Origin of the sequence: Adlercreutzia wanghongyangiae (assembly GCF_035989245.1) — a bacterium.
Taxonomy (GTDB): Bacteria; Actinomycetota; Coriobacteriia; order Coriobacteriales; family Eggerthellaceae; genus Adlercreutzia; species Adlercreutzia wanghongyangiae.
In genome coordinates this window covers 162285-188807 of the sequence record NZ_JAYMFF010000014.1, presented here as the reverse complement: position 1 = coordinate 188807, position 26523 = coordinate 162285, and the positions used below count along the sequence as shown (strand labels likewise).

At 64.0% G+C, this 26523-nt stretch carries 21 protein-coding genes; 12 read left to right on the top strand and 9 right to left on the bottom strand.

Features of this window, described 5'->3' with window-relative positions; genetic code table 11:
• Positions 1-319: 319 nt before the first annotated feature.
• On the top strand, positions 320-1669 hold the full coding sequence (locus VIN30_RS07980) for an MFS transporter (protein WP_338210672.1): 1350 nt from the start codon (positions 320-322) through the stop codon (positions 1667-1669).
• A gap of 107 nt (positions 1670-1776) precedes the next feature.
• On the opposite strand, the gene cgr1 is transcribed toward VIN30_RS07980, so the two are convergent.
• Together cgr1 and VIN30_RS07970 are read right to left on the bottom strand one after the other, a co-directional pair.
• A complete protein-coding gene (gene cgr1 / locus VIN30_RS07975; RefSeq protein ID WP_338210670.1) occupies positions 1777-2496 on the bottom strand; it encodes a cytochrome c-type protein Cgr1 in 720 nt (239 codons plus the stop codon).
• Positions 2497-2526: 30 nt separating this feature from the next.
• A complete protein-coding gene (locus VIN30_RS07970; protein ID WP_326426545.1) occupies positions 2527-4233 on the bottom strand; it encodes an FAD-binding protein in 1707 nt (568 codons plus the stop codon).
• Positions 4234-4464: 231 nt separating this feature from the next.
• Here VIN30_RS07970 and VIN30_RS07965 point away from each other — a divergent pair, with 231 nt between their 5' ends.
• From VIN30_RS07965 to VIN30_RS07955, 3 genes are all read left to right on the top strand, one after another.
• Entirely contained in the window at positions 4465-6069 is a 1605-nt protein-coding gene (locus VIN30_RS07965; RefSeq protein WP_338210668.1) for a LuxR C-terminal-related transcriptional regulator, read from the top strand.
• 397 nt (positions 6070-6466) lie between these two features.
• Positions 6467-7813, top strand: a complete 1347-nt coding sequence (locus VIN30_RS07960) for a hypothetical protein (protein ID WP_338210665.1) — start codon at positions 6467-6469, stop codon at positions 7811-7813.
• A gap of 101 nt (positions 7814-7914) precedes the next feature.
• Positions 7915-9096: a pyridoxal phosphate-dependent aminotransferase gene (locus VIN30_RS07955; RefSeq protein ID WP_338210663.1), complete on the top strand. Its 1182-nt coding sequence runs from the start codon at positions 7915-7917 to the stop codon at positions 9094-9096.
• A 3-nt stretch (positions 9097-9099) separates the two neighbouring features.
• On the opposite strand, the gene VIN30_RS07950 is transcribed toward VIN30_RS07955, so the two are convergent.
• A complete protein-coding gene (locus tag VIN30_RS07950) occupies positions 9100-9357 on the bottom strand; it encodes a hypothetical protein (protein ID WP_338210661.1) in 258 nt (85 codons plus the stop codon).
• An 8-nt stretch (positions 9358-9365) separates the two neighbouring features.
• Entirely contained in the window at positions 9366-11204 is a 1839-nt protein-coding gene (locus tag VIN30_RS07945; protein ID WP_338210660.1) for a LuxR C-terminal-related transcriptional regulator, read from the bottom strand.
• A gap of 261 nt (positions 11205-11465) precedes the next feature.
• Here VIN30_RS07945 and VIN30_RS07940 point away from each other — a divergent pair, with 261 nt between their 5' ends.
• The gene (locus VIN30_RS07940; protein WP_338210658.1) at positions 11466-12059 is read left to right on the top strand and encodes an iron-sulfur cluster assembly scaffold protein; all 594 of its coding nucleotides are present in this window, start codon (positions 11466-11468) and stop codon (positions 12057-12059) included.
• 55 nt (positions 12060-12114) lie between these two features.
• Positions 12115-13173 carry a hypothetical protein gene (locus VIN30_RS07935; RefSeq protein ID WP_338210657.1) on the top strand — a complete coding sequence of 353 codons (1059 nt, stop codon included), beginning with the start codon at positions 12115-12117 and terminating at the stop codon, positions 13171-13173.
• A 365-nt stretch (positions 13174-13538) separates the two neighbouring features.
• On the opposite strand, the gene VIN30_RS07930 is transcribed toward VIN30_RS07935, so the two are convergent.
• Entirely contained in the window at positions 13539-15698 is a 2160-nt protein-coding gene (locus tag VIN30_RS07930) for an aldehyde ferredoxin oxidoreductase (RefSeq protein ID WP_338210655.1), read from the bottom strand.
• A 300-nt stretch (positions 15699-15998) separates the two neighbouring features.
• On the opposite strand from VIN30_RS07930, the gene VIN30_RS07925 reads away from it, so the two are divergent.
• Genes VIN30_RS07925 through nrfD form a run of 4 tightly spaced genes read left to right on the top strand, consistent with a single transcriptional unit; the run spans position 15999 to position 20407 of the window.
• Entirely contained in the window at positions 15999-16742 is a 744-nt protein-coding gene (locus VIN30_RS07925) for a ferredoxin-like protein (RefSeq protein ID WP_326426524.1), read from the top strand.
• A 52-nt stretch (positions 16743-16794) separates the two neighbouring features.
• Complete coding sequence (locus tag VIN30_RS07920; RefSeq protein WP_338210652.1) at positions 16795-18963, top strand: molybdopterin-containing oxidoreductase family protein; 2169 nt, start codon at positions 16795-16797, stop codon at positions 18961-18963.
• On the top strand, positions 18963-19502 hold the full coding sequence (locus tag VIN30_RS07915; RefSeq protein WP_338210650.1) for a 4Fe-4S dicluster domain-containing protein: 540 nt from the start codon (positions 18963-18965) through the stop codon (positions 19500-19502). Before VIN30_RS07920 ends, VIN30_RS07915 begins: the two co-directional genes overlap by 1 nt.
• Before the next feature lie 5 nt (positions 19503-19507).
• Positions 19508-20407 (top strand): NrfD/PsrC family molybdoenzyme membrane anchor subunit, encoded by a 900-nt coding sequence (nrfD, locus tag VIN30_RS07910; RefSeq protein ID WP_338210649.1) that lies wholly within the window; start codon positions 19508-19510, stop codon positions 20405-20407.
• A 242-nt stretch (positions 20408-20649) separates the two neighbouring features.
• Here the strand turns inward: nrfD and VIN30_RS07905 are convergent, their stop codons facing one another.
• Positions 20650-21171 (bottom strand): pyridoxamine 5'-phosphate oxidase family protein, encoded by a 522-nt coding sequence (locus VIN30_RS07905; RefSeq protein WP_338210647.1) that lies wholly within the window; start codon positions 21169-21171, stop codon positions 20650-20652.
• Positions 21172-21351: 180 nt separating this feature from the next.
• Here VIN30_RS07905 and VIN30_RS07900 point away from each other — a divergent pair, with 180 nt between their 5' ends.
• Positions 21352-21942 (top strand): very short patch repair endonuclease, encoded by a 591-nt coding sequence (locus VIN30_RS07900; RefSeq protein WP_338210645.1) that lies wholly within the window; start codon positions 21352-21354, stop codon positions 21940-21942.
• Positions 21943-22190: 248 nt separating this feature from the next.
• Here the strand turns inward: VIN30_RS07900 and pdxT are convergent, their stop codons facing one another.
• Together pdxT and pdxS are read right to left on the bottom strand one after the other, a co-directional pair.
• The gene (pdxT, locus tag VIN30_RS07895; protein WP_338210643.1) at positions 22191-22844 is read right to left on the bottom strand and encodes a pyridoxal 5'-phosphate synthase glutaminase subunit PdxT; all 654 of its coding nucleotides are present in this window, start codon (positions 22842-22844) and stop codon (positions 22191-22193) included.
• A 144-nt stretch (positions 22845-22988) separates the two neighbouring features.
• The gene (pdxS, locus tag VIN30_RS07890; RefSeq protein WP_338210642.1) at positions 22989-23909 is read right to left on the bottom strand and encodes a pyridoxal 5'-phosphate synthase lyase subunit PdxS; all 921 of its coding nucleotides are present in this window, start codon (positions 23907-23909) and stop codon (positions 22989-22991) included.
• Positions 23910-24031: 122 nt separating this feature from the next.
• Between pdxS and pdxR the strand changes: the two genes are divergently transcribed.
• On the top strand, positions 24032-25639 hold the full coding sequence (gene pdxR, locus VIN30_RS07880; protein WP_479274205.1) for a MocR-like pyridoxine biosynthesis transcription factor PdxR: 1608 nt from the start codon (positions 24032-24034) through the stop codon (positions 25637-25639).
• On the opposite strand, the gene VIN30_RS07875 is transcribed toward pdxR, so the two are convergent.
• Positions 25629-26429, bottom strand: a complete 801-nt coding sequence (locus tag VIN30_RS07875) for an ATP-binding protein (protein WP_338210640.1) — start codon at positions 26427-26429, stop codon at positions 25629-25631. The genes pdxR and VIN30_RS07875 overlap by 11 nt on opposite strands.
• Positions 26430-26523 lie beyond the last annotated feature (94 nt).

Sequence of the window (26523 nt, the reverse complement as noted above, 5' to 3'; positions counted from 1 at the left end):
GGGCGAGTGCCTGGACTACTTCCCGAACCGCGTCGAGGATCCCACCCTCGTGCGCCCCGAGATGTGGAAGTAAATTCCGCGCCTATCCTGCGCATAAGCGTTTGCGAGGAACCCGCTTCGGCGGGTTCCTTTTTTGTTGCACGAGGAGGAGATGCTATCGCTGAGCGAAATGCCCGCATTTTTGTGCAGATGACTAATTGCGCTTTCTCGTCTGCACAAAAGGCCTGATGTGGTAAGGTGTAAAGCTAAGTCAGGGCATTATTGAAAGGAGAAGCCATGACCGTCTGTCTTTCTCCCTATAGGGGATCGGGTGATTTCCATGAGTGCTAAAACCCCGGTTAAGTCCACCACATTCGCTGACGCTACCGAAGCAGAGAAGCATGCGGTTTTACGCAAGGTGACCGGCTCTTCGTTCCTCGGTAACTTCATCGAATGGTTTGATTACGCAAGCTATTCCTATCTGGCCACCGTTATCGCACTGGTGTTCTTCCCGGCGGAGGACCGGTTCGTCGGCGTGATGAGCGCCTTCGCCGTGTTCGCCCTGTCGTTCTTGGTGCGGCCCATCGGCGCCATCTTCTGGGGCAATATGGGCGACAAGAAGGGGCGCAAATGGGCGCTGTCGGTGTCCATTCTGCTGATGAGCGGCGCCACCTTCCTCATCGGCTGCCTGCCCGGTTACGCCATGATCGGCGTTGGCGCGCCGTTGCTGCTGCTGGTGCTGCGCATGGTGCAGTCGTTCTCGGCTGCTGGCGAGTATGCCGGCGCGGCTACGTTCATTGCCGAGTACGCACCGAAGAACCATCGCGGCTTCTACTGCTCCATGGTGCCGGCTTCTACGGCCACGGGCCTGCTGGTGGGTTCTCTGCTGGCCACCTTCATGTTCAACACCTGGGGCGCCGAGTCGTCGTTCGTGATTGATTGGGGCTGGCGCATTCCGTTCTGGCTGGCGCTTCCCCTGGGCTACATCACCCACTACATCCGTACTCATCTGGAAGATTCCCCGGTGTACGCCGACATGCAGGATCGCTTGAAGGCGGCGGGCGAGGAAGTGGAGCATCCCATCCGCACCCTGTTCAAGAAGCATTTCAAGGTGCTGGTCATTTCGTTCGGCGCCTGCGTGCTGAACGCCGTGGGCTTCTACGCCGTGCTCACGTACCTGCCGAACTACCTGGAGACGGTGCTGCAGTACAATCCGGGCGATGCCTCTACGATCACCACCATTGTGTTGATCGTCTACATTGGATTCATCTTCTTGTCGGGTCGTATTTCCGACCGTTTCGGTCGCAAGAAGATGCTCATCGGCGCCTGCGTGGGCTTTATCGTGTTCACGGTGCCCGCGTTCATTCTGCTAGGTTCCATGAACTTCTGGGTTATTCTGCTGGTGGAGCTGGTGATGTGCCTCATCCTCACCATCAACGACGGCACGCTGGCCAGCTATCTGACCGAGACGTTCCCCACCGATGTGCGCTACTCGGGTTTCGCGCTGTCGTTCAACCTGGCCAACGCCATCTTCGGCGGCTCGGCCTCGTTCATCTCGTTCTGGCTGATCAGCATCACCGGCAACGACATCGCTCCGGCGTGGTACATGGTGGTCATCGCGCTTATCGCCCTGGTGGCCATGCTGTTCACCCACGACCACTCGGGCAAAAAGCTGGAGGACGTGAAGTAGATAGTCTTGCGGCGAATGTGCAGAGCCTTCATGAAGAAAGCCCCGGTGACGGGGCTTTCTTCATGAAGGCGGGAAAACAGGGTGAAGAGAGCGTTCCTGCTGCGAATCTATTCGGCGGTTTCGCTGGGCGCTTTCACGCCGACGAGGTTGTTGGACTCGCCCATGGTGAGCCATCCGTCGGGCACCTCGGCTTGGGCGTGGCACTGGGTGCAGTACATGACCGAGGCGCGGTGGGCCTTGTGGCAGGTGGTGCATTCCAGTTCCTCGTGATGGGCCCAGTGGGGATTGTAGGTGCCCATGTCGGCAGTCTTTTCGTATAGGTCGTCGCGGGTGAGATTGTGGCAGGTTTCGTTCAGGCACAGCTCGTCGGCATCGCGTCCCGATGCTTCGGTGAGCTCGCTGGCGGTGCGCTCGGTCAGGGGGAAGGTGTAGTTGCCCGCCAGCCACGCACCACCTTCGCCTATTTGCTCGCTCAGGGTGGGAATGTGGCAGTCGAGGCAGGTGTTGCCGAGCTTGCCGTGGTAGGCGGCAAGCATGGTGCGGGGATTCTCCACCTCGTTGCCCCATTTGTCGCAGGTCGGCTCGTTCAGATCGGCTTCGTAGGTGGCCAGGTAGTTATCCATGGGGGTGTGGCAGATGGCCCCGCAGAAACTCGGCTGTTCGTGCCAGACCCAGAAACCGGCTCCGGCCACGATGACGATGGCGGCTGCGACGCCTGCGATAATGGCGGCGCGGGCCCTTTTGCGTTTGGGGGCGGGGCCGTTCGGTGTGTTCTCGATGACCGGGTCGTGCTCGGTAGCCGGGGCGGAATGGTTCTCGGCGCTCATGGGGGGCGCTCCTTTCTCTAGGGTAACGGGTTAGTCCAAGTCTCCGGCCAGCAGGCGCGCCACATGGCGCCCCTCGGTGCAGGTGCGGCCGCAGGCGCAGGCCACGATGTACTCGGGGTAGTTGTCGGAGTAGAAGCACCCGGAGACGTCGCCGGCGGCGTACAGGCCCTCGATCACCTGGTTGTCGGCGGTGATCACCTGCATATCCTCGTTGATGCGCAGACCGTCGAGTGTTGTGAGCAGCGAGCCGCCGAACCAGCAGCCGTAGAAGGGCGGCTCAATGATCTTCGAGAGGCGGTGCGGCTCCTTGCCGAAGTCGGTGTCGGTGCCCGATTCCACGATCTCGTTGTAGTGCGCGATGGTGTCCATGAGGCGCTGCTTGTCCTCGCCTTCGAAGCCGAGCATGTCGGCCAGCTCGTCGAGGGAGTCGGCCTTCTGCATAAGGCCGGTGCCTCCGTCCATGGCGATGAAGTCGTCCAGCGGCATGCCCATCTGCATGAAGGCGGTGGTGTAGGCCGCGCAGCCCGTGGTGCCGAAGCGCAGGATGTCGTCCACGGCGTTGCCGTCGAAGATCTGGCACCACACGCCGCCGGGCTGGTAGCTGGCAGCGTTGCACAGGGTGTCGTAGGGCAGCGACTCGTTGACGAAGCGCTCGCCTTTGCGGTTCACCTTCAGGAAGGGTTGACTGCCGATGTTCAGCTGGTAGTGCGTGCCGGGGAAGTGCTCGGTGCCGTCGGCGTCCACCACGTAGCCGCAGTCGACGCCCGCCGGCACCGCACCGCGGTCGAAGATCACCGGCGCGCCGTTCACATCCTTCACGCCGCCGGCCCACAGGCCCGCGCGCAGACCGTAGCCGTCGCAGCGCAGCGAGTAGCTGGCCGCTGTGCAGCAGGCTGGCACGAGTGGCAGATTCGCGCGGATCATCTCGGGGTTCGCGGCATAGCCGCCCGTGGCGAGCAGGGTGCCCTTGGCGGCGTTCACGCGCACGAGGCCCTCCGGCGTGCTGAACACGGCACCGGTGACGCGATTGCCGTCGTGGTCGAGCTTCACGAGGTCGTAGTTGTAGTCGACTTCGTGGCCCGCCTCTTGAATATGCCATTCCAGGATGTCGTTGCGCATGGGGTACTCGTAGGTGGGATTGAAGAAGTGCTCGAGTGTGGGAGCAAAGTAGTAGGTGCCCCCTGCGGGGTGGTCGGCTTCCATGGGCGTGACGCCGAGCGTCTTGCCGTTGGCCTCCATGATGGGGGTGATCCACTCGATCATCTCGCGACCCTCATTGAGCCACATCTTGATGACCCGCTGGTCCACGCGGCCCGATGCGTAGCGCGTCAGCTCGTTCAGCAGCTTCATCTCGTCGACCGGATCGGCTACTTCCAGGCTGTACTTCGTGTTGATGGCGCCTACGTACTCGCGGGTGTCCCCGACGCTCGTGCCCTTCTCGGCCACGATGAAATCGAGGCCCAAGTCGCTGGCCGTGCCGGCGGCCATCATGCCCGCGTTACCCGCGCCGATGATGAGGAAGTCGGTATCACGGGTGGCCACGATGTCGGCGTCGGCCACCACGGGCTCTTCCCCGAGCCAGTGGGCGCGTGCCTCTTGGGAGGTGGCTTCGGGGTGCGGGGCCTGTTGGGGGCGCGGCGCGCAGCCGGCAAGCGCCCCGGCCGCGAGCGCGCCGGCGCCGGCTATCATGCCGGCCTGCAGGAAGCCGCGGCGGGAAAGTCCGGATGAGTCGATCATGATCGGATCCTCCTTCTTCGTGGTCGCCTGGGGGGCGATCATACGGTGAATATTTCTCTGACAGCAACCATAGGCTCCCACGGCTCGAAGCGCCCCACATCGGGAGGACGGTTTTTCGATATACGCCGCCTCATTACAAGAAGGGGAGCCCCACATTCAGAATGTGGGGCGTGATGGGACGCATCGTGGTAGCATTTCCCGAACACGGTAAGCAGGGAAGGGGCGGGACAAATGGGGGATGAAACGCAGCAAGAAAGTCGGGGGCGGCGTGAGGACACACCGGACAGTCTTTGGCCTTCCGTGCGCGTAGCGGTCGCTCTCGCCTGCGCCCTGTTTAGTTTTCTTGCCACCAACGGGAGCATTTACCCCGCAGTGGCCGTCGTTGATCCCTGGGTGCGCGAATGGGCAACGCTGTTTGGCGTAGGAGTGCTGGCGGTGCTGGTGGCGGTGGCTCGTTATCGTCCGATATACTTGCGGCCCCGCCTTTTCAATGGGGTGGCTCTTGCTGCGGTGGCGGGCTACTTGCTTCTGGATGGTCAGGGCCTTGTTCTCTCCAGTCCAAGTTTGCTGCTTGTCGGTTCGCTGTTGGACTCCTTGGCGGAGGCGTGGCTGTTCGTTATCGCCTATGTCGCTTTCGCGCAATTGGGGGCAACGCGTCGACCTGCGGTGGCTATGGGAGCGTGCTTGACGGCGTATCTGCTGCAGCCATGGGCGAACGCTCTTGGGGCAACCTATGCCGTGGCCGCGAACGCCGTCTGCTTCGTGATTCTCCTCCTCTGTGCGTGGCCCCTTGCCAAGCGCCCTTTGCACGAGGCCCGAAAATCGGAGCCTCAGGCGGAAATGGCGGTGGTTAACCCCCAGTCGTTCCTGCCCGCAAATCACTTACTGTTCGTGACGGTCTTTGTGTTCAGTGTTGCGCAGGGTTTGGTGATAACGTTGCCAGGGCCCTTCAACGACGCTCCCGCACTGCCTTTGACCTTTATGCCTTTGGCAGTGATTTTGCTGGTGTATCTTGCTCGCCGCAGTATGCCCAATGCCGATGGTCTGTTCGCTTTGTGCGCGCTGCTCATTATCGCGGGTATGTTTTTGCAGCCGAACGATCAGGCTGTTTCGGGCGGTATTGTCTCGGTGTCGAACACGCTCATCGAGGCGGGGGCATCGTGCTTTAATCTGCTGCTCGTACTGCTTGTGGGCAGTATCGCCGGTCGAAATCGGGTGACGGCGCTGCCGACCGCTGCCCTTATGTTGGCTCTCTATTGGTCGGGGGTGGGAGTGGGCGCCGTGCTCGGCAATAGCGCCATGGAACTGCTGGGTTGGACCGAGTTGGCGCTCGTGTGGGCAAGTTTTGCGAGTGCGCTCGTGTTCATCACCTTCTGCTTTCTTGTGCTGAAAAACGTGAGTTTCGTCGAGATCATCGGCTCTATACGAATACCGGAGCCCTTGCGCGCTTTTGACGGGGGAAAGAGCCTCGGTGGGGAGGGCGACACAACTGTCTCCTCGATGGCGGATGGAGAGGAAGAACCGTTGGATGGCCGCTCCTCTGGGTGGGCGAAGGCCCCGAGTGATGGTGCGGCGGAAAAGAGCGCGGATGCGGACGGGCGAGACGACGGTAGGGATGCGCGGTATGCCTCGGTGGCTGTTGAATATGGCCTTACTCCGCGAGAGACCGAGGTGTTTGCTCTGCTTGCCCAAGGACGAACGGTGGGCATCATCCGCGAAAAGCTGGTCATTTCCTTGAATACGGCGCGCTTTCACACCAAGAATATTTACGCCAAACTCGGCGTGCATTCGCAGCAAGAATTGATCGATCTTGCGGAGTCTTACGAGATCGAATGAACAGAGACGAACGGAGGAGTGGAGCCAAGGGGGCAGACGCAAGAAACCCCGTCGCGTGGTTAAGGGCTTGCGGCGGGGTTCTCACTTCAGATTCCCTGTGGGAATAGCACAGGAACAATGTTGGCGGGCGGTTGGCGCCCTGCGTGTTAGCGGATGATAACGGGCCAGTCGCTCATTTCGGGCCTCCTTCACGGGGTGTTCGCTTCGATGACTTTACTATACGCTTGGAGCTCATTGCTATCAATATCTAAATATTTAATAGTAAGCAAGACAATTGTTGATAGTAATAAGATTAGTTTTTGATATTTACTAAGACAAAAGCTGATAATAGAATTGGCGAAAGGTGACAGGTGCCTCTTCGAGGTGCCGAGGTGTTGCGGAGCAGAGGAGGGACGCTGTGGCAAAGACGGGGAAGCGATCGCCCCTGGCGGTGGACGAGGTCGTTGATTTCATGTGCCATCCGGTGTTCTACGAGTTGCGCACGGCGGTGGATGTGGGCATTCTGCTGTTCGACGATCTGGATAACTTCACCTTGCCCGACGGATATTCCAAGGAAGATATCTGGCGCATTCTCATCGCCATTCGCAAACAGGCGGCCGTGTTCATTCCCGATGATCCAGAGCGTGAAGCCGACATGTGGATGGTTACCACCAGCTCGCTGTCGTTCAATGCCGAGATGCTGGAAGTGCGCACGAAGATAGAGTCGTCGCTGGAACGCTCGCTGCGCGATATGCAGGGCTCGCCGTTCGTAACGCGGTTCATTGAGCGCACGCTGGTGGGTGGCTTGCGGGCCGAGGGCATAACGGCGAACGAGGACCGCGTGCACGAGCTGTTCACGGGCGCCGCGCCGGCCGGTCCCATCGACCAGCTTATCGCCAACTACTTTCGCCTGTCGAACGAATGCGACAACTTCGCGCGGCGCGAGGTGACCCACGGGCTGATCGAGAATCTGTACTACGGGCTGATCGAGGGAGTGGATGCCGCCGCCTTGCCCGAGCGGCCCCTGGCGCCTCTGGATGCGCGCATGGCCCCGCCGCATTCGCAGGTGCTGATGGATCTGGTATGCCAGCGTGCGCGGGAAGAGGGCGACGACATGCGCTTCGGACCGGTGCTGCGCATCATCAACATCAGCTGGTTCTTCCGTCACTTCAACGTGCTGCCGCGCCTGAATGTGCTGGTGGGGCTGTTGCTGCGGAACATTCTGGCCCTGAAGTGGGGGCTGCCGGTGCTCAGCTGGCTGCCCGAGGGCTTCGACCCCGGTCTGGAGGATGCGCCGGTGGACGAGGCTCGTTACCGGGCGGTGTTCGAGCACTGGTCCACCGACTACGGTTTCGGCTTCGATTTCACCCCCTATTTCGAGATGAATGTGCGGCTTTACCTGCGCGAGTTGGAGCGGCTGGCGGTGTCCATCACCTATCTGGAGCAGCTGAACGAGCAGATCGAGCGCATTTTCGAATCGCATATCAATCCGCGGCAGAAGTCCATTTTGGCGGCTCTGTGCCGCGAGCCCGGGGCTATTTTGCGCATCGCGCCGCACCAGCGCACCTTCCGCATCGCCTACGGAACGGCGCGGGCCGATTTCCTGGGGCTGGAGCGCGAGGGGTATTTGGTGCGCGAGCAGGAGGGCCGGGCCTTCGTGTTCCGCGCCCATCCCGATCTGCGCGAGAAGATCGTCCAGCTAGGGGCCGCCGTGGTCGATTCGGCGGAAGCCACCTTGGCCCAGGGGCGCGCTGTAGTATCCTAGCGGAAAAGGAAGAGCGTGCGCGCCGGCACTGGGCGCGCTGCGGCTCGGGAGCGCGGGGCGACGGCCGTACCCGGCGTGCCGGCCGGGTGAAAGGAGCTTTCATGATCAACGAGGCCATGTACGGGCTGGGCGACGAGCCGAGCGCCATCCGCGAGCTGTTCGCCTATGGGCTGGCGCGTAAGGCGGCTATCGGTGCCGAGAACGTGTTCGATTTCTCTATCGGGAATCCCTCGGTGCCCGCGCCGGCGGTTGTGCGCGATACGCTGGTCGAGCTGCTGGACACCGATCCGGTGGCGCTGCACGCCTATTCTCCGGCGGCGGGACTGCCCGAGGTGCGCCAGGCCGTGGCCGCATCCATTGCCGAACGCTACGGGGTGCAGGCGACGGCCGATCAGGTGTACCTGACCGCCGGGGCCGCTGCCGCGCTGGCGGCATCCATTGCGGCGGTGACCGAGCCGGGCGATGAGGTGGTGGTGATCGCTCCCTACTTCCCGGAATACCGCACGTGGATAGAGGCGGCGGGCTGCACGATCGTGGAAGTGCCGGCCGCGCAACCCAGCTTTCAGCCCGATATTGACGCCTTGGCCGCCGCCATCGGCCCGCGCACGAGCGCTGTGATTATCAACACGCCGAACAACCCCGTGGGCGCGGTGTACACGCGCGAGAGCCTGGGGGCCCTGGCTGATCTGCTGCGCGCCAAGGAGGCCGAGCTGGGACGTCCGCTGTACCTGATCAGCGACGAGCCTTATCGCGAGATTACCTACGGCATCGAGGTGCCGTGGGTGCCGAGCATCTACGATCGTACTATTGTGTGCTACTCCTATTCCAAGGCGCTCTCGCTGCCGGGCGAGCGCATCGGTTGGGTGTACGTATCCGATTCTGCCGATGACGCCCAGGCCGTGGCGGTGGCCGTGGCCGGCGCGGGTCGCGCGCTCGGCTACGTGTGCGCGCCGGTGATGCTGCAGCGGGTGGCGGCGCGCTGCGTGAACGAGCCGTCGGATGTGGCCGCCTATGCGGAGAACCGCGCGATCCTTACCGAGGGGCTTTCCGCCCTGGGCTACGAATACGTGGAGCCCGACGGGGCGTTCTACCTGTGGGTGCGTGCATTGGAGGAGGATGCCCAGGCGTTCTCGGACCGGGCCAAGCAGTTTGAGCTCTTGATTGTGCCTTCGGACAGCTTCGGCGTAGGCGGCTGGGTGCGCCTGTCCTATTGCATCGCCCGCGACACCATCGAGCGCGCCATGCCAGCCTTCAAGGCGCTGAAGGAAAGCTACGGGGAGTAGCTACTACGACCGCGATTTCCGTTTCGAAAACCACAGGCAGATGATGGCGGCGACGGCGAGGGCGATCAGGGTGGCGATGCGGCCGAAGCTGGGCTCCTTGTAGCCGATGGCGAATACGCCCAGGCAGAAGAGGGCCATCACGGTGCAGAGCATGCCGAGCCAGCGCAGGTAAAGCGCGGCGCCCTTGAGCTCGCTTGCGGATTGCGTCGGCGGCGTTGCGGGATCGTGCGGGGTTTTGGCGCGGGGGCGCTTCTCTTCCATGTTCTGCCTCAGCTTCCGTAGTTGGCCAGGTACTCGAGGATTTCCTGGCGGGAGTGCAGACCGCACTTGCCGTAGATGCGCTTGATGTGGCTGTGGGCGGTGGCAGGGGTGATGCTCAGCTCTTCGGCCACCTTTTTCTGCGTGTACCCGAGGGCGTAGAACGTGAGCACGTCCACCTCGCGGTCGGTGAGCAGGAACTGCTCGCCCATGGCGCGCACTCGTTCGTGCAGCGATTCGCTGATCATGGGGGCAGCGGGGGCCTCGGACGACGTTGCGCGGGCCGAGCCGGTAAGGGGCGACATGCCGATGGGCTTGGCCGCGGCGGGGGCGCCGGCCGAGGGGGAATCGCCGGTATGGCTGCTGGTGGCAGCCGTTGCGCCGCCGGCCGCACGCAGGTTCTGCGGAAGGGGGTGCTCGGGCGAGCAGCCCTCGGTGCATCGCACGCAGCGCTGGGCTTGGGCGGCTGCAACGGCTTCGAAGGCGGCTTCCTGCACGGCGGCCACAGCCTTAGCCACGCGGGCGGCCTCGTGCTCGGCGGCGTCGCGCGTGATGGCTCCGAGCGCCGCCTCGGCTTCGGCAAGAGCCTGCTGGGTGCGCGCCACCTGTTCCTCGGCTTGCTGCAGCTCCGCTTCTACCTGGGCGTCGCGTTTCTCGGCCGCCGTGGTGCCCTCGCGATGCTCGGCGAGCAGGAACTGCACCAGCACCACTTGGGCCGACAGCAGAATGAGCGCTCCCAGCACCGAGTTGATGAGCAGATCGTTGCCTGTCAGCGGATACACGCCCAGAAGCAGCATGCGCGCCACCGACCGGGCGCCGAAGCAGATGACCCAGCCGCCCATGGCGTAGAAGTAGGGGTCGCGCCTGCCGAAGCTGGTGAAGGCGATGATGACGTACCAGCAGTAAGCGCAGATGACGATGTTCAGCGTGTTTACCAGCACGGCGCCGATTTCCCAATGGAAGGGGAAGGCGCCGAACAGCACCAACGCGCCGGCGGCCAGCACCTGCATGGCGACGAAGATGCCCACGGTCATCACGCGTTCGCGCCGGCGCACCACAAGGAAGGCAAGCAGGGCGCATACGGCGATGGCCGAAAGCGCGTAGGCCAGGCGCGTGGGGGCGGTGAAGGCGATGGGCAGGCCGTCGGGATAGCCGCGCAGGAAGCCGTCCACGAAGCTGAGCAATCCCATGCCGGCGGCGCAGGCGACGAGGAAGCGGCCGTCTTGAATGTGGCTGCGGGCAAAGGTGAAGAAGGTGCGCGCGCGGCGGTGGGCGCGGCTCGCCGCCAGCCCGTCGCGCAACGACGCCGGCCCCACCAACGCCAGCTGTGCGAGAACGAGCGCGGTGCCGATAATGTTCTGGACTAACGGGGGCAGATACCCGAGCGGGTAGACGATGGCCACGCTGACGATGAACGCGCAGAACACGAAAAGGGCGGCAGTAACCTCATCGGTGCCACGCAGGCAGCGCAGCCAGTAGAACATACAGAGCGACAACGCCAAGGTGCTGACGACGCTGAGCGCGAAGGCGACGCCGGTGAGCGTGGGGTCGGTGCTGTCGAGCAGCGCGAGGGCGGCGGTGGCTGCCGCGGCCAGCACCGTGCTGCCGACGAGCATCCATTGCACCGCGGTATCGCTGAGAACGCGATTCGTTCGTGCAAGGACAAGTAGTGACACGGCGAAGATGAGGCAGGTAATGAGCATGGCACCATCGGTGAAGATGCCATCGTCGGTGGCGGTGTAGCTGCCGTAGCAGGCAACGACGAGGGCTGTGCGTGCGCAAGCGATGCCCACGAGCATGGGCCAGAATGTTTTCAAGCGTGAGATGAGCCCGGCGAGCATAGCGCCCATGATGTCCCTTCCCCCTGCAGCAAACGCAATCCGTGGCGGACTGCGTGAAAATCATGACGTATTGACTCCATGATAGTTCTTCTCGCCCCGCAATGCGAGGGCGTGGCACCTTGTTACGTATCTGCAAAATGACATCGCCTGAAAGAGGGTAATCTGCGCGAAAAGGTCATGGTAGGCTGGATGCAGTCAGAGAGCTAAGCGGCGCGGCTGCCCAAGGTGTGGCGCGCTCGCATCGTTTCCGAGTTTTCGAGGAGGGTTCCTATGAGCGAACGGGATATATACCATGAGCCGCCGACGCGCGTGCTGCTGCGCACGGCTGACGCCTATCAGACCGAATCGATGGACGAGGTGGAGGGCTATTCCGACAAGCTGCTGTCCATTGTGGCCGACTACCGCAACGGAGGACGCCCTGAGGGAATGAACGCCCAGGCCATGGTGGGCAAGTCGAAACGCGGCGAGGTGGCCTTCCGACTGTTTGCCCGCGTGAACCCCAAGACGCGCGTGATAGAGGCGGCCGGTTTCAAGACGCGGGGGTGCCTGGCCATGACGGGCTGTGCCAGCGTGACCTGCTCGCTCATCGAGGGGCGTAGGCTGGACGAGGCCCTGGCGCTTACGGCGAACGAGGTGCGCGCGGCCGTGGGCGGTGTGCCGACGGGCAAGGCGAACACGCTGACGTTTTCCGTTGAGGCCGTGCGGGCCCTGGTGGGCGACTTCCTGGTGCGGGAAGGGGCCGACCTGGCCGTGCTGGATGAGGCGGTGCCGTGCAGCCCCTACGGGGTGGACTGCCTGATGTGCGAGCACTGCTCGCTGCGCGACACGCGCAACGACCTTCTGATGAAGTCGCTGGAGGATTAGAGGTTCAAATGCGGAGCGCCGCGCAGAGCGGGTGCTTCGGCAGGAGGTGAGCGCCATGCGCGAGGAAGACGAGATTCGAGCAGCGGTGGTCGCACTCGCGGAGGCCCAGGCTGCCGGCGAGGACGTGTCGGACGAGCTGCCCCACGGGGAGGCGGCGGTGGAGGCTGCCGCACCTCTGTTTGACGCGGAGGCGTCTGAGGACGAGCAGCGCGACGCTGCCATCGCCCTGGTGATGGACGCCGTGCGCCAGGCCACACGCGAGAGCCACCTGGCACAGCCGTGCGAGTGGGAGGCGGCGGGCCTGGTGCCCCCGGCGATGACTGCCGAGGACTTGGAGATGGCCGTGTACGACGTCCTCATGGAGTACGGCGAGCCCGTGCCCGAGGGAACTGTGGAAGCCGGGGAGGGCTTGGCGCAGGCGCTCCGTCCCGCGAACAAGCATGTGCACTCGGCCTTCTCGTCCTCCAACGGCCGCTGCGTCGGCGCCTCCCCCTTCAAGCACCAGGCTGCCCCCGCGAAGGAGGAACCAGCGAATGAGCTCGAATCCCTGGTTGATTTTTCAGCAACGGAAGAGCTCAGAGGGGGCACCGGGTGCCCTGACCGAGCGAGTTCCGCAGCGAACGAAACAGCCCAGTGGGCTGTTTCGCAGAGCGAGGACTGTCTGAGCGAATCAGGGTACCCGGTGCCCCCGACCGAGGCGAGCGACGAGTGCGATCCTCTTCCCTACGACTGCAAGAACATCCGCCTGCTCATGGGCGCCACCGGCTACTATCTCTACGATGCCTCCGCCATGACCGACGCTTACGCGCGCTGGTCGTTTCTGGCTGCCGAGGACGATCCTGTGGCCACCTTCGTGGAATGTGTGCGCGAGGAATCATCGGTGTACCCGCGGCCCATGGCCCGCGCGAACTTGGCCAACGACCCCTTCCGCCTGAGCGCCGAGGCCGTGGAGGCTGCCTTTACCGAGGCGCGCGCCCAGGGCCGTGCCGACGACATTGAGCGCACGGAGGCCTCCAACGGCGATGTGTACTTCTATTCCACCACGTACCTGAGTCCTGTGCGCGCCCACTCTCTGGCCGAATGGGACGCCGTGGAGCGTCGCCGCAACGTGTAGGCGAAGATCCTTCGGCTCGCTTCGCTCGCTCGGGAAGACGGGGGCACTTCCGCTCGCTCAGGAGGACGCGGGGATCCTCCATTCTTGTTGGCAAGAAGGTGCGGTTTGGTACTCCAAAAAGTGGGGGTTTGGTATCTGGAGTTAGTAAAAGCCCAGGTCGGTTTTTCAGAAAACGCGAGCTGTGGGTACCAAACCCCTGTGTTTTGGCGAATGCGCTTGCAGAGATTGGCAAAAGTGGCGGGTTTGATACCCATGAAGAAGGGCCCCGCACCGGTTGGCGCGGGGCCCTTGCACGAAGGGGGAGCTCTTCGGAGCTCTCATGGGGAAGGGGCCCCGGGCGCGCGCTCGGGGCCGCGGGGTTCCTCCTAGGCGTCGGGCAGCAGGCCCAGGGCGGCCAGGTCTTCCTTCACGTCGCCCATTTCGTAGTAGTCCAGGCACTCGGCGGTGGGGCAGCCGAGTTCCGGATCCCAGCCGAAGCACTCGTACATCATGGTCAGGCCGGTCTGGAAGTCGTCCTTGTCCATCTTGATGGTGCCCTCGGTGAACACGGGGATGTCGGGATCCTGGGTGAAGGGCCACTCGGTCACCACGTCGTGCACGCCGCGGAAGTCGTTGGTGCCCATGTTGCCGCTGGCGTCGGTCATGCCGCGGGCGGTGTTCGCACGCTGCAGGGTGGTGATCTTCGCACCCATCTTGTACAGGTCCTCGGTGGTCACGTCCTCGCCGGTGACGGCCTTCATGAACTTGGCTTCCAGGTCCAAATCGCCGCGGTAGTCGCGGGCGGCCGTGGGGGACATGGTCATGGGCCACACCCAGTTGCACAGCGTGAGCGAGTCGTGCAGCACGTCGGTGACCACCGACCACCAGGCGAAGTTGGCCTTGTACTCGTTCATGGGGGTGTAGTTCTTGTCCGGGTCGATGGCGCTCGCGTCGCCCCACACCTCGGCGGCGATCTGCTGCTTCAGCTCGAAGGGCAGACCGCAGCCCTGGAAGTTCACGGCGGAGTGGATCATGTCGTCGCGGTTGAACACCATGTTGTACAGCAGGCCCACCTGCCCGAAGCACTCGTGGGCGTGGTGCACCGGCCAGCCGCGCGGGTTGATGATGCAGGAGGCCACGGTGTCGTTCCATACGGCGTCGTCCCAGCGGTCGGTCCACACGAGCGGGCCGTAGCCCACGTAGGCCAGCTCGGAATCGTTCTGGGCGATCTTGGTCAGCAGCTCGGCCATGATGGAGGGGTCGTTGTTCTGGAACTTGGTCCAGTCGAAGGCGGCGTACTCCTCGGCGGGCAGCACACGCTCGAACACGCCGGCGGCGTAGCAGTGGGCGATGTCGCGGTAGATCTGGCCGTAGTTGCACCACAGGCCCAAATCGTCCATCACCGAGCCGGTCACCTGGTCCCACACGAGGGCGTCCTCGCTGGCGGCCTTAACCGGGGTTTTGTCGCCCAGGATGCCGATCATGTAGTTGGTGAACGGGAAGTTCGGCACGCAGGTGTTGCCGGTGATCTCGTAGCCGCCGTTGGCCGCGCTTGCCGGCACGCGCATGTCGGAGTAGCAGTGGATGGGGCAGCTGTGGCAGCCGTCCATCTTAATGGTGTACTTCTCGGCCTCGGGGCCCTCGTCCTTGAAGGACTTCATGCAGCGGTAGCCCACGGTGTTGATCTCGCCGGGCTTCGGCTCGCCGGTCTCGATGGGACCGCCCTCGGCGAGCGCCCAGGTGAGGCCCTTCTGCGCGGTCCAACGGGAGCCCTTGTCGAAGTACTCGGCCCACTCCTGCTGGGTGGAGGGCACCACATGGTTGTTGTTGGAGCCCACGATCTCGCGCAGCATGTAGTCGGACAGGTCGGCCACGGCCTGCGGGTCGGCCACGTAGATGGGCTGGGTGCCGCGCACCACGAGCGCCTTCAGCTTCTTGGAGCCGAGCACCGAGGCGGTGCCGGCGCCGGCGGAGTGGTTGCGGGAGTTGATGATGCAGGCGTAGGGCAGCAGGTTCTCGCCGGCGGGGCCGATGGTGGCCACGCAGAAGTCGGTGCCCTCCTTGCGCGAGAGCGCCTCGGTGGTGGCGCGGGTACCCAGGCCCCAGTACTTGTCGGCGGGCTTGATCTGAACGTCGTCATCGTCGATCATGAGGTAGACGGGCGTATCGGAGGCGCCCTCGATGATGATGGCGTCCCAGCCGGCCTTCTTGATGGCGGCGCCGATCATGCCGCCGGTGTGGGCGTCCACCACCTGATGGTCCTTGGTGTAGGTGGAAAGCGACGCGATGGTGGTTCGTCCGGCCAGGGGCACGCCGGTGGCCGTCAGCGGGCCCACGGCGAAGACGACCTTGTTCTCGGGCGAGAGCGGATCGGTGCCCGGGGCAACCTCGTCGTACATGATCTTGTTGGCGATGCCCATACCGCCCAGGTATTCTTTATAGGGGTCGGTCGGGGTTACCGAGACGGTTCCGTCGGTCAGGTTGACGCGGAGGATCTTGCCGGTCCAGCCGTAGGACTTGCCGGGATCCAGTTTTGAATCAGCCATGATGAAGCTCCAAATCTCTTCGTGTACTCGTGTTGCGCGGCACGCGCCAGCGATCTGGAGTAATCGTTGCGCTTAGTATATATATGAGGGGAAAGGTTCGGTTCCCCTGAATGAGGGGAGGCTTTTCAACGGAACGACAACGGTGCGGAATCGTCCCGTTGAACAGCGGAAAAACATTCGGTAATGCCCCTGAAAGAGGGTACACGGCTTCTCCATTCCTGATTATGATCCTCACTGTTGCGCGGCGTCGCGATCTTGAGTTCTCTCTGAGACAAGCACCAGTTACAAGGGGGAGTTCAAATGTCTGACACCCAGAAAAACGAAACCGTGGTCACTGAGCAGCCGCCGGCTGCGACCACCCCTGCGGCTGACGGGTCCGGCTCTGTGCCGGTCGAGAAGAAGCAGCCGTTCTTTACCCGACGCACCGTGCTGGCCATGACGGGCTGCGGTGTGGCCGGCCTTGTGGTCGGCGGCGTGCTGGCCTCGTGGGGCGTGACGACTCAGTCCATCGCCTCCGGCCGTATCGAGCTGCGCACCACTCCTGCGAAAATGATCGTCACCGACCGCGCTCGCTGCTCCGGCTGCCAGCGCTGCGAGATGATGTGTACCCTGAAGAACGACGGCGCGACCCAGCAGTCCATCGCCCGTGTGCGCGTGTGGGACAACTACAATTTCGGTTCCGGTGTGGACACGAACGATGGCATCTTCGGCAACTGCCAGTTCACCGTGCAGTCCTGCAAGCAGTGCGCCGACCCGCAGTGCGCGAAGTACTGCCCGGTGCACGCTATCTCCGCCGACGAGGAGACGGGCGCCCGCGTGGTCGATGAGGAGGCGTGCATCGGCTGCGGAATGTGCTCGGCGGCCTGTCCGTGGGGTATGCCCCAGGTGAACGCCCAGACCGGCACCTCCACCAAGTGCGTGTCGTGCGGACGATGCGCCGAGCAGTGCCCCAACGGTGCTATCAAGTTCATCGATTGGGAAGACATCGCGCAGAAGGCCATCGACCAGGGTGTGGTTTCCACGACCACTATTGTGGAAGCCTAGGACGCTTGCCGCGTCTGTTTCACCCGTTGCCTTCGATTGAGAGGATAGAGCAATGACTCAGCCAATAACCAGGCGGACCTTCGTGGCCGCCAGCGCTGCGGGAGCTGCTTTGGCGGCATCCGGGGCGGCGCTGACCGGTTGCGCGGCGAGCCCTGCGGTTGATGAGGCCCATGCGGCCGAAGTGGTCAACACGCAGTGCACCGCCTGTCCCAAACAGTGCAGCTATGCTGCCTACACCGTTGATGGGGCCATCGATAAGGTCGTGGGGAACACGGCCGATCCGGCCTCAGCCGGCACCCTGTGCGCCCGTGGCTTCGGCATGGCCACGGAGGCGACAGCTGCCGATCGTTTGACCGATCCGCTGCGCCGCACCGAGAACGGTACCTTCGAAGCCATTCCGTGGGATGTGGCCCTGGCCGAAATCGGCAAGGCAGTATCCGATGTGGAGGCCCAGAAGGGTCCCTCGGCTCTGGCCGCCGTTTCCTGCGGCACCTCGACGGCCGATTGGTATATGGAGCGCCTTATGAACGCGCTCGGCAGCGCCAACGTATATGTGAACGCTACGACGGCTTCCGGTTCGGTGGCCTCGGGGCTGGCCCAGGCTATCGGGTTTACCTCCTACGAGGTGGATTACTCCCGTGCCAAGATGGTGGTGATCCTGGGTGCGAGCACCGTTGAGATGCCCGATCCCGGCACCATCGCCGGCTTGGAAGAGGCTCGTGCCGCCGGCGCGAAGATCGTGATGGTAGATTCCCGCATGCCTGCCTCGTCGTCGGTGGCCACCGAGTGGCTGCCGGTGCATGCCGGCACCGAGCTGGCCTTCGTGCTGGCTGTGGCCCAGGTGATCGTCGAGCGCGATGCCGTGACGGCCGAGGCTGCCGCCATGATGGAGGGTCTGGATGCCTGGAAGACGGCCCTGGCCGACTACACCCCCGATTGGGCGGCCACGGTAACGGGGCTGGGCGCCGATCGCATTCGCTCGGTGGCCGACGACCTGATTGCCGCCGCTCCGGCCGCGTGTGTGGATGTGTCGTGGATGGCGCTGTTCGGGGGCGCCTACGGCAACACCGGCGAGCTGGCCCGCGCCACGGCGCTGACGAACACGCTGCTGGGATGCTGGAACATGCCGGGCGGCGCTTATGTGGGTGTGCCGACCATCGACTGGAGCGCCACGGAGTTCGCGCCCCTTGCCGTGACGGCCGTCGATGTGACGGCCGAGGCGTATCCGCTGGCCGTGCAGGGCTCGGCCGCCGAGGCGATGCGCCTGGCCCACGAGGGCGTCATCGATGGACTGTTCCTGGTGAACGCCAACGTGGTAGCCGAGTATCCCGACACCGACTTCGTGCGCGAGGCCGTTGAGGCCTGTACGCTGTCGGTGGCCATTACCCCGCAGATGACCGAGACGGCTCGGGCGTGCACCTACGTGCTGCCCGAGAAGGTGTGGGCCGAGAGCGCCCAGCTGCCCACAGTGAGCGGGGCCGTGCACCCGGTGCTGAAGGTGTCGGGCGCGGTGGTGGAGCCCCAGGTTGAGAACGCCCGGTCGGTTGCCGAGATCGCGTGCGGCGTCGCGGCGGCAGCCGGTGTGGGCAATGCGTTTGCCTTCTCCGTGGAAGATGCTGCTGCGGCGGCCTGCGAGGCTTGCGGCTGCACGTACGAGGGCGCGCTGGCCGTGGGCGCCTCGTCGCTGGGGTCGGCCTTAGCCGTACCCGTTGCGTGGCCCACAGCTTCGGGCAAGGTGGAGTGCGCTTCGGCCGCCTGCGCCCAGGCCGACCTTCCCGAAATGCCCGTGTGGGTGGAGCCCGAGGTGGCTCCTGCCGCGGTGGGCTACGGCTTCTACCGCCTGACCACGGGCAATGAGGCCACCCAGGCCGCCACGGTGACGGTAAACGCCGCGCCTTTGGCCGCCATCGCCGAACAGTACGCTCTGGACGAGGTGTGGGTGAACGCTGATGTGGCCGCCGACGCCGGATTGGCTGAGGGCGACAAGGCGATTGTCGAGAACGAGTACTATTCGGCACCGGTGAACGTGCACGTGACCGAGCTGATCGAGCCGGCCTCGCTGTATTTGGCCGCGCACTACGGCGTGCAGGAAGACGAGCAGACGAACGCCACCGGCCGCGGTGCGCGTCAGGCGTCCTTCGCCACCTTCCAGCTTGAGCCGGGCTACGGCGCGCCGCTGCTCCAAGAGACGATGGTAACCATCGGAAAGGCAGGTGCATGATGACCCGCTATGGAATGCTCATCGACACGACGAAGTGCGTGGGCTGCTCTGCCTGCCGCACCGCGTGTCAGCGGCAGAACAATCTGGAGCCCGATGAGGACTTCATTCGCTACGAGCGCGCTGAGACCGGCACGTACCCGAACACGCGGGTGGAGACGGTGCCTTTGCAATGCATGCACTGCGAGGACGCGCCCTGCGCCAGCGTGTGCCCCACGGGCGCTGCCCATGTAGGCGCCGACGGCATCGTGTCGGTGGATCAGGGCCGTTGCATCGGCTGCCTGTACTGCATGAGCGCGTGCCCCTACCAGGTGCGCGTGCGCAATTCCAAGACCGGTGCCGTGGACAAGTGTCGCTTCTGCGTGGTGCACACCGAAAAGGGCGCCACCTCCTGCACCTGTGTGGATGCCTGCCCCACCCATGCCCGCATCTTCGGCGATTTGGACGATCCCGATTCCGAGGTGTCCCGGGCCATTGTGGAGAAGCATGCGCGCCCCATCGCCGATGATCTGACCCGTGCCAAAGTCTATTACGTGAGGTGATTGAGATGACCTACGAACCTATTTGGGGAGCCATCATCGCGTGGTACCTCTTCTTGGCCGGCTTGGGTGGTGGCGCGTTCGTCACGGCGGTGTTCATCCGCTTCCGCCACCCCGACTGCCCCGGCCTCATGCGCATTGGGCGCATCATCGCGCCGGTGGTGGTGATTATCGGCCTGTGCCTGCTGATGTTCGATGCGGCTGCCGGCTTCCAGCACCCGCTGCGCTTCGCGTTGCTGCTGACGAACTTCGGGTCGGTGATGACTTGGGGTGTGGTGTTCCTGGCGATATTCGTGGTGGTGGCCCTGGTGGTGCTGGTGCTCGACCTGATGCGCAAGGACATTCCGGCGTGGTTGGATGTGACGGGCATGGTAATGGGCTTGGCTGTGGCCGTGTACACCGGCTGCTTGCTGGGTGTGTGCCAGGGCTTCCCGCTGTGGAACACCGCACTTTTGCCCATCCTGTTCCTGGTGTCGGCGGTGTCGACGGGCATGGCAGCGGTGCTGCTGGCGGGCGTGTTCGCGTATCCCGCCGAGTTCAACCGCGTGACGGTGATGAAGAAGTTCCATTTCTGGCTGCCGGTGGTGGAGCTGGTGCTGGTGGCGGCCCTGCTGTTCATCACGTCGGCCAATCCTAGCCCGGCCGGCTGGGAGAGCGTGGCCACGCTGCTGATGGGCCGTTGGGCTGTGGCGTTCTGGCTGCTGTTCATCGTGGTGGGTCTGGTGCTGCCCACGGTGCTGGAATGCTGGATGCTGTGGATTGCCAGCCACGAGCTGGAAACGTCGCGTACCGGGCAGATGGTGAGCGCCCTGTCGGATGCAGGCGTGCTGATCGGCGGCTTCGTGCTGCGTCTGATGATCGTGAGCGCTGCCGTGCCCATTACCATCGTTCAGCCCTGGATGCTGTAGGACGGAACTCCGGCCGGCGATTTCTGCCGGCCGGTTCCGGCTGCGGGGCGGGGCGCCGTGCTCAGACAGTCCTCGCTTTGGAGAACGGCCCGCTGGGCTGTTCTCGTCGCTGCGGAACTCGCTCGGTCAGAACACCCCGCGGCTCCTTTATCCGTTGTCTTGGCTGAGGTATTCTTCCAGCCACTCTTCGAGGAAGAGGCCGCTTTCCGCGATGGCGGAGGCGGCCTCTGCTTTCTGTGCGGTTAGTTCGCGCGCTCGCGCAGCAGCTCCAGGCCCTCTTTGCCGGTGATGTGCTGCACGTCGATGGCGATGACGCAGGTGCGGTGCATGGTGCTGGCGATTTCCTCGTTTACCACGTCGGGCATGCCGGGGGCGTATTTATCGCCGAGGGCGACGAGCCCCAGGCACTTCTCGTCCTCGTCTTCCACGATGCGGGCGCTTCCGAAGGCCATTACCGAACGGAAGCGATCAGTGAGTTTCTCGGGCACCGGCTCGCTCTGGGCCACCACTGTGAGGCACACCCGCGGGTTCTCGGCCAGGGCGTCCAGCTTGTGGCCGGTGGTGGCGCAGTGCAGGTAGATGCGTCCCGCGGGGGCTTCGGCGGCTTTGTCCGACGTGGACAGATAAGCGAAGCTGAGGGGCACGGCGTAAGGGATGTCGTTGGTGCCGCCCGTTCCCAGAACGCCGTAGGTAGCCGCGCGCAGAATGGCTTCACACTCATCGGCGGGCAGTTGCTGCTTGTGGCGGCGCATCTTGGGGATCATGGAAACTCCTCTCGTTTGACGATGGGGACATGGTAGCACGTCGCGCCTATCTGCGGTAATGGGTTTCCGCAATTGCAGGACTTGCCTGCGGGGGCGTGGGCGCGGCGCGCTGCGGCCGAAATGCGCATTGTCGCGGCCTGGTGGCTGGTGGTGTGCGGCCGGGCGCGTATAATGGGGCCCATGGAAGCGAAGATCACAGTGTCGCCCGAGAAGGGCCGTTACGATTTCGGCGTGGTGAGCACCGCCACGCGCAAGTCGATGCAGGGGAACAAGCGTCGCGATACCAAGCCTGAGATACAAGTGCGCCGCATGCTGCGTGAGATGGGCTTTCCCGGTTACCGCTGTGATTGGAAGAAGGTGCCGGGGCATCCGGACGTGGTGTTCGTGGGCCGTAAGCTGGCTATTGAGATTCGGGGATGTTTCTGGCATCGGTGCCCGGTGTGCAATTTGTCGGTGCCCAAGAAGAATGTGGACTACTGGGAGGCGAAGTTCGCCCGCAACCGCGAGCGTGACGAGCGCAATCTGGCTGCGCTTCAGGAAATGGGCTGGCAGGTGCTGGTGCTGTGGGAGCACCAGCTGAAGAAGAAAGAGTTGCCCGCTACGCGGCGCCTGCTGTACGAGTTCGTGCGTCGTGAGGACGATCCGCCCTACGACGAGGCATTTCCCGAGGAGAGTGCGGAGGAAGCAGTGGGGGCGGGCACGACGGATGGCGATGTGGCTGCTCGGGCGAAGACGAGCTCGACTGCCGAGAGGCCGGTTCTGGGCGATTGAGCCCGCGCATTGCGGCTTTCCGGAATCAGTAGCCCGGTTTTTGGTCAAGAAAGCCAAGATGTATAAGCAAAATAGACCTCTTCCGCGCCTACTGGGGCATTTTTTGGCCAAAATCGAGGAGATGTCTATGCGCTTTTGCCTGAATCGTTTATAGATCTTCCGTTTTCTGGCCAAAAGCATCCGATTTGCTTGAAAACGCATATAAATCTCTAGAATTAAGGCCACGGTCGATGGGTATAGTTTATCGATCAGCCTGGGGCTGCCGTTAATGCGAGGAATGTCTCGTAGAGGCGGTTGTCGGAGTCAAGTTCTGGATGGAAGGCGGCGGCGATTTGGTTGCGGTGGCGCACGGCCACCGGCGTGCCATTCAGAGTGACCAGGGGCGTGATCGAAGGGCCGACAGCTTCGATGCGTGGGGCGCGGATGAAAGTGAGGGGGACGGACTCGAGCGGGGGTGAGGGAGAGATGCCCGAATCGTCGCCCGCGCGGGTTGTGCCGGGCGTGCCGCTTGCGTCGGCCGTTCTGCACGTTTCCGCTGCTTCTCCGGTGCCCTCCCAGCGGCCCTCGGCATGGAAGCTGCCGAGTTGGCGGCCGTAGGCGTTGCGGTGCACGGTGACGGGCAGCGTGCGGAAGTGGTCGGCCAACAGGATGAGGCCGGCGCAGGTGCCGAGGACGGGAAGGCCCTCGGCGATGCGCTGGCGCATCGGCTCGAACATCCTCAGATCGCGCAGCAGCTTCGCCTGCACGGTGGACTCGCCGCCGGGGAGCACCACGCCGTCGAAGGGACGGTTAAGATCGGCGGCCTGACGCAGCTCGACGGTATCGCAGCCGAGGGCTTGCAGGCGCTGCTCGTGCTCGATGAAGGCGCCTTGCAGGGCGAGGACGGCAATGGCGGGTCTCATGGGTTCTCCTAGGTGCAAGCAAGCGAAACGGCGTTCGTGGGTGATGGACGCGTGCGTGGTGTGGGGCGTGGATACGATAGGTAAATGATCCATGTGCGCGGGGCGACAGATGGTTGCGTGTCGAGCGAGGACGAGGCGCCGCCGCTACTGCCCTCGCTCTTCCATGATGAGCCGGATCTCCTGTTCGTTGATGCCCACCATGGCCTCGCCGAGGTTCTCGGAAAGGGTTGCGAGCATCTCAGCGTCCTCGTAGTTGGTGACGGCTTTCACGATGGCCGCCGCTCGCCGGGCCGGGTCGCCCGACTTGAAGATGCCGCTGCCCACGAAAACGCCCTCGGCCCCCAGCTGCATCATGAGGGCGACGTCGGCCGGGGTGGCGATGCCGCCGGCGGCGAAGTTCACCACGGGCAGCTTCCCCGCTTCGTGCACCTCGCGCAGCAGGTCGGCGGGCACGCGCAGCTCCTTCGCAGCCTCGAACAGCTCGTCGTCGCGCAGGTTCTGGATGCGGCGGATCTCGGCGTTCATGCGGCGCATGTGGCGCACGGCTTGCACCACGTCGCCGGTGCCCGGTTCGCCTTTGGTACGGATCATCGTGGCACCCTCGGCGATGCGGCGCAGGGCCTCACCCAAATCGCGTGCCCCGCAGACGAAGGGCACGGCGAAGGCGGTCTTGTTAATGTGGTAGGTGTCGTCGGCCGGCGAGAGCACCTCGGATTCGTCGATGTAGTCGATCTCGATGGCCTGCAGGATCTGCGCCTCGGCGAAGTGGCCGATGCGGCATTTCGCCATGACGGGGATGGATACGCTGTCCTGGATGCCCTTGATCATGGCCGGGTCGCTCATGCGGGATACGCCCCCTGCCGCGCGGATATCGGCGGGGATGCGCTCGAGCGCCATGACGGCCGCCGCGCCGGCCTTCTCGGCGATGCGCGCCTGCTCGGGCGTGGTGACATCCATGATGACGCCGCCCTTCAGCATTTGGGCGAGCTGGCGATTGAGGGCGGCGCGCTCCGAGGAGGGGGTGCTGGCGGGGGCGGTGGGTGCGACGGAATGTTCGAGGGCCATGGGCGGTTCCTTTCATGCGAAAAAGCTATGACCGAGAGGGTACGTGAAATCTGATCTTGCTGTTATAGTCAAAATTGAAAGTTTTAATAAGGTCAGATGAGCGTTTGTCTTCATGAAAGAATGTGAAAGGGTGGCCCGTGCTTACCTACACTTTGAGCAGAGAGGCCAAAGAAAGCCTGTACGAGCAGCTTTACCGAGCATTACGGGCCGACATTGAGCGAGGGGCTTTGGCATCCGATGAGCGCCTGCCCTCTAAGCGGGCTTTTGCTCGTCACCTGGGGGTGAGCGTGGTTACCGTGGAGGGCGCCTACGACCAGCTGTTGTCCGAGGGCTATGTGCGTTCCGTTCCGCGCAGTGGCTACTATGTGCAGGAAATCGGGCGCAAAATGCCGTCTTTTTGCGGTCGTGATGCAAACGAAGCTGGAATGATGGGGCGAGGTGCCGTTTTCGGTCGCCAAAATTGCGGTTGTGATGCAGAAACGAGTCGAAAGAGCGCACATGAGGGCCTACCAAACGAGACGGCTGCATCACAAGTGAATTTTTTCGGCTCAGGGGATGCGGTTTGCGGCACGAATGCGGTTTGTGGTACGGAATGGCTGGCCGACTTCACGGGGACGACGGCGCCGGAGGGGCTGTTTCCCTATGCAGCTTGGGCGCGCACGTTGCGGCGTGTGTTGGCCGACGAGAGCGAGCGCACGGTGCTTCAGGCGGCTGGCTCCCAAGGTTCGCCTCGTCTGCGTGCGGCCATTGCGGCCCATCTGCGAGGCTTCCGAGGTATGGAAGTGCATCCCGACCAGATTGTCGTAGGGTCGGGCGCCCAGTCGCTCTACGGCTTGCTCGTGCAGCTGCTTGGGCGCGGGCTCGTTTACGGGGTGGAAAACCCGGGCTATCCGCGGCTAGTGCGCATTTACCGCTCCAACGACGTGCGGGTGGCGATGGTTCCCGTGGACGATGCGGGGCCGATGCCGGCGGCTCTGACGGCGGCGGGAGTGGATGTGCTGCACTGCATGCCCTCGCATCAGTTCCCGCTGGGAACAACCACACCGGTGAGGCGTCGCCAGGAGCTGCTGGCGTGGGCGCGGGGCGACGGACAAGATGCGGGAGGGCGCCGTTACCTGATAGAGGACGACTTTGACTGCGAGTTTCGCATGACGGGTCGTCCCGTGCCGCCGCTCGCGGCCCTCGACGGGGCGGAGCGCGTGGTGTACGCGAACACGTTCACCAAGACGCTGGGCGCGGCCTTCCGCATTGGATATGTGGTGCTGCCCTGGGAGCTGGCCGCGCGTTTCCGCGACCAACTCGGCTTCTACGCCTGTACGGTGGGAGCTTTGGAGCAGCTGACGTTAGCGCGCTTCATGGAATCGGGCGACTACGAGCGCCATGTGAACCGTCAGCGCACCTACTTTCGCCGGCTGCAGAACGCCTTGGTGGAAGCGCTAGGCGCATCGGAGGCTGCCGAGCGGCTGCGCCTGCGTAATGTGGGTGCCGGTCTGCATTTCCTTATGGAGGTGCAGGGCGTGCCCGCAGCGGACGCGAGGGTCTGCGAACGGGCTATGGTTGAGTGCGCGGCGGCCCGGGGTGTGCGGCTGGCGCCGCTGTCCGACTATCGTACGGAAGGTGCCTCCGACGCGCCGGCTTTCGTCATGAGCTTTGCGTCGCTGGCTGAAGAGCGCGCGCCGGAGGTAGCGGCCGTTATCGCGACTGCCATGCGAGAGATGCTCAGCCGATGACGTCGCCGGTGACGGAGAAGGTGATCACGTCGAAGGGGATGTCCTTCCCGGCGCGAGTGTGGGCATCGGCGGCCGCGCGTTCCAGACCGCAGCAGCAGGGCACCTCCATGCGGGCGACGGTAACCGAGGTGATGTCGTTGGCGGCGATGATGGCGGCCAGCTTGTCGGTGTAGCTGCCCTCGTCGAGTTTCGGGCAGCCGATGACGGTGACGTTGCCGCTCATGAAGCGCTCGTGGAAGCTGGCGCAGGCGAACGCGGTGCAATCGGCGGCTACGAGCAAGCCACGACTCTGGTAGTAGGGGGCGCTGACAGGTACGAGTTTGATCTGGGCTGGCCACTGGGCCAGGCGGCTCGGCATCGCGGCGGCCGTGTTCGCGGGCGAGGCGTCGGCGGCGCTGGAGAGGCTGCGGCTGCGCGAGCCAGGGCAGCTGCCCGGCGTGGGAGCAGGGGTGGGGGGAAGCGTGCGGGGCGCCGCGCCGGGGCAACCGATGGGGGCGCTGGTGGGCGCCGAGCGAGCGGGGGCGCCTTCCGCAACGTTTCCGACGGCAGCTCGGGCTGTCAGATGCGCGGTCACAGCTGCCTCGTCATAGGGCGCCGCCTCGCGTTCCACGAAGGTGATGGCGTCGGTGGGACAGGCCGGCAGGCAGTCGCCGAGGCCGTCGCAGTAGTCGTCGCGCAACAGTCGCGCCTTGCCGTTCGCCATGCCGATGGCGCCTTCGTGACAGGCGTCGACGCACAGGCGGCAACCCGTGCACTTCTCTTCGTCTATCTGGATGATCCTGCGCAACATGGAGTCTGCCTTTCGTCGGGGTTTTGCCGGAAAGCATCATAGCGGTCTCGGTCAGCGGTGTAAGGCTCTTTGCGAAGTTGGTGCGAAGTTGTGA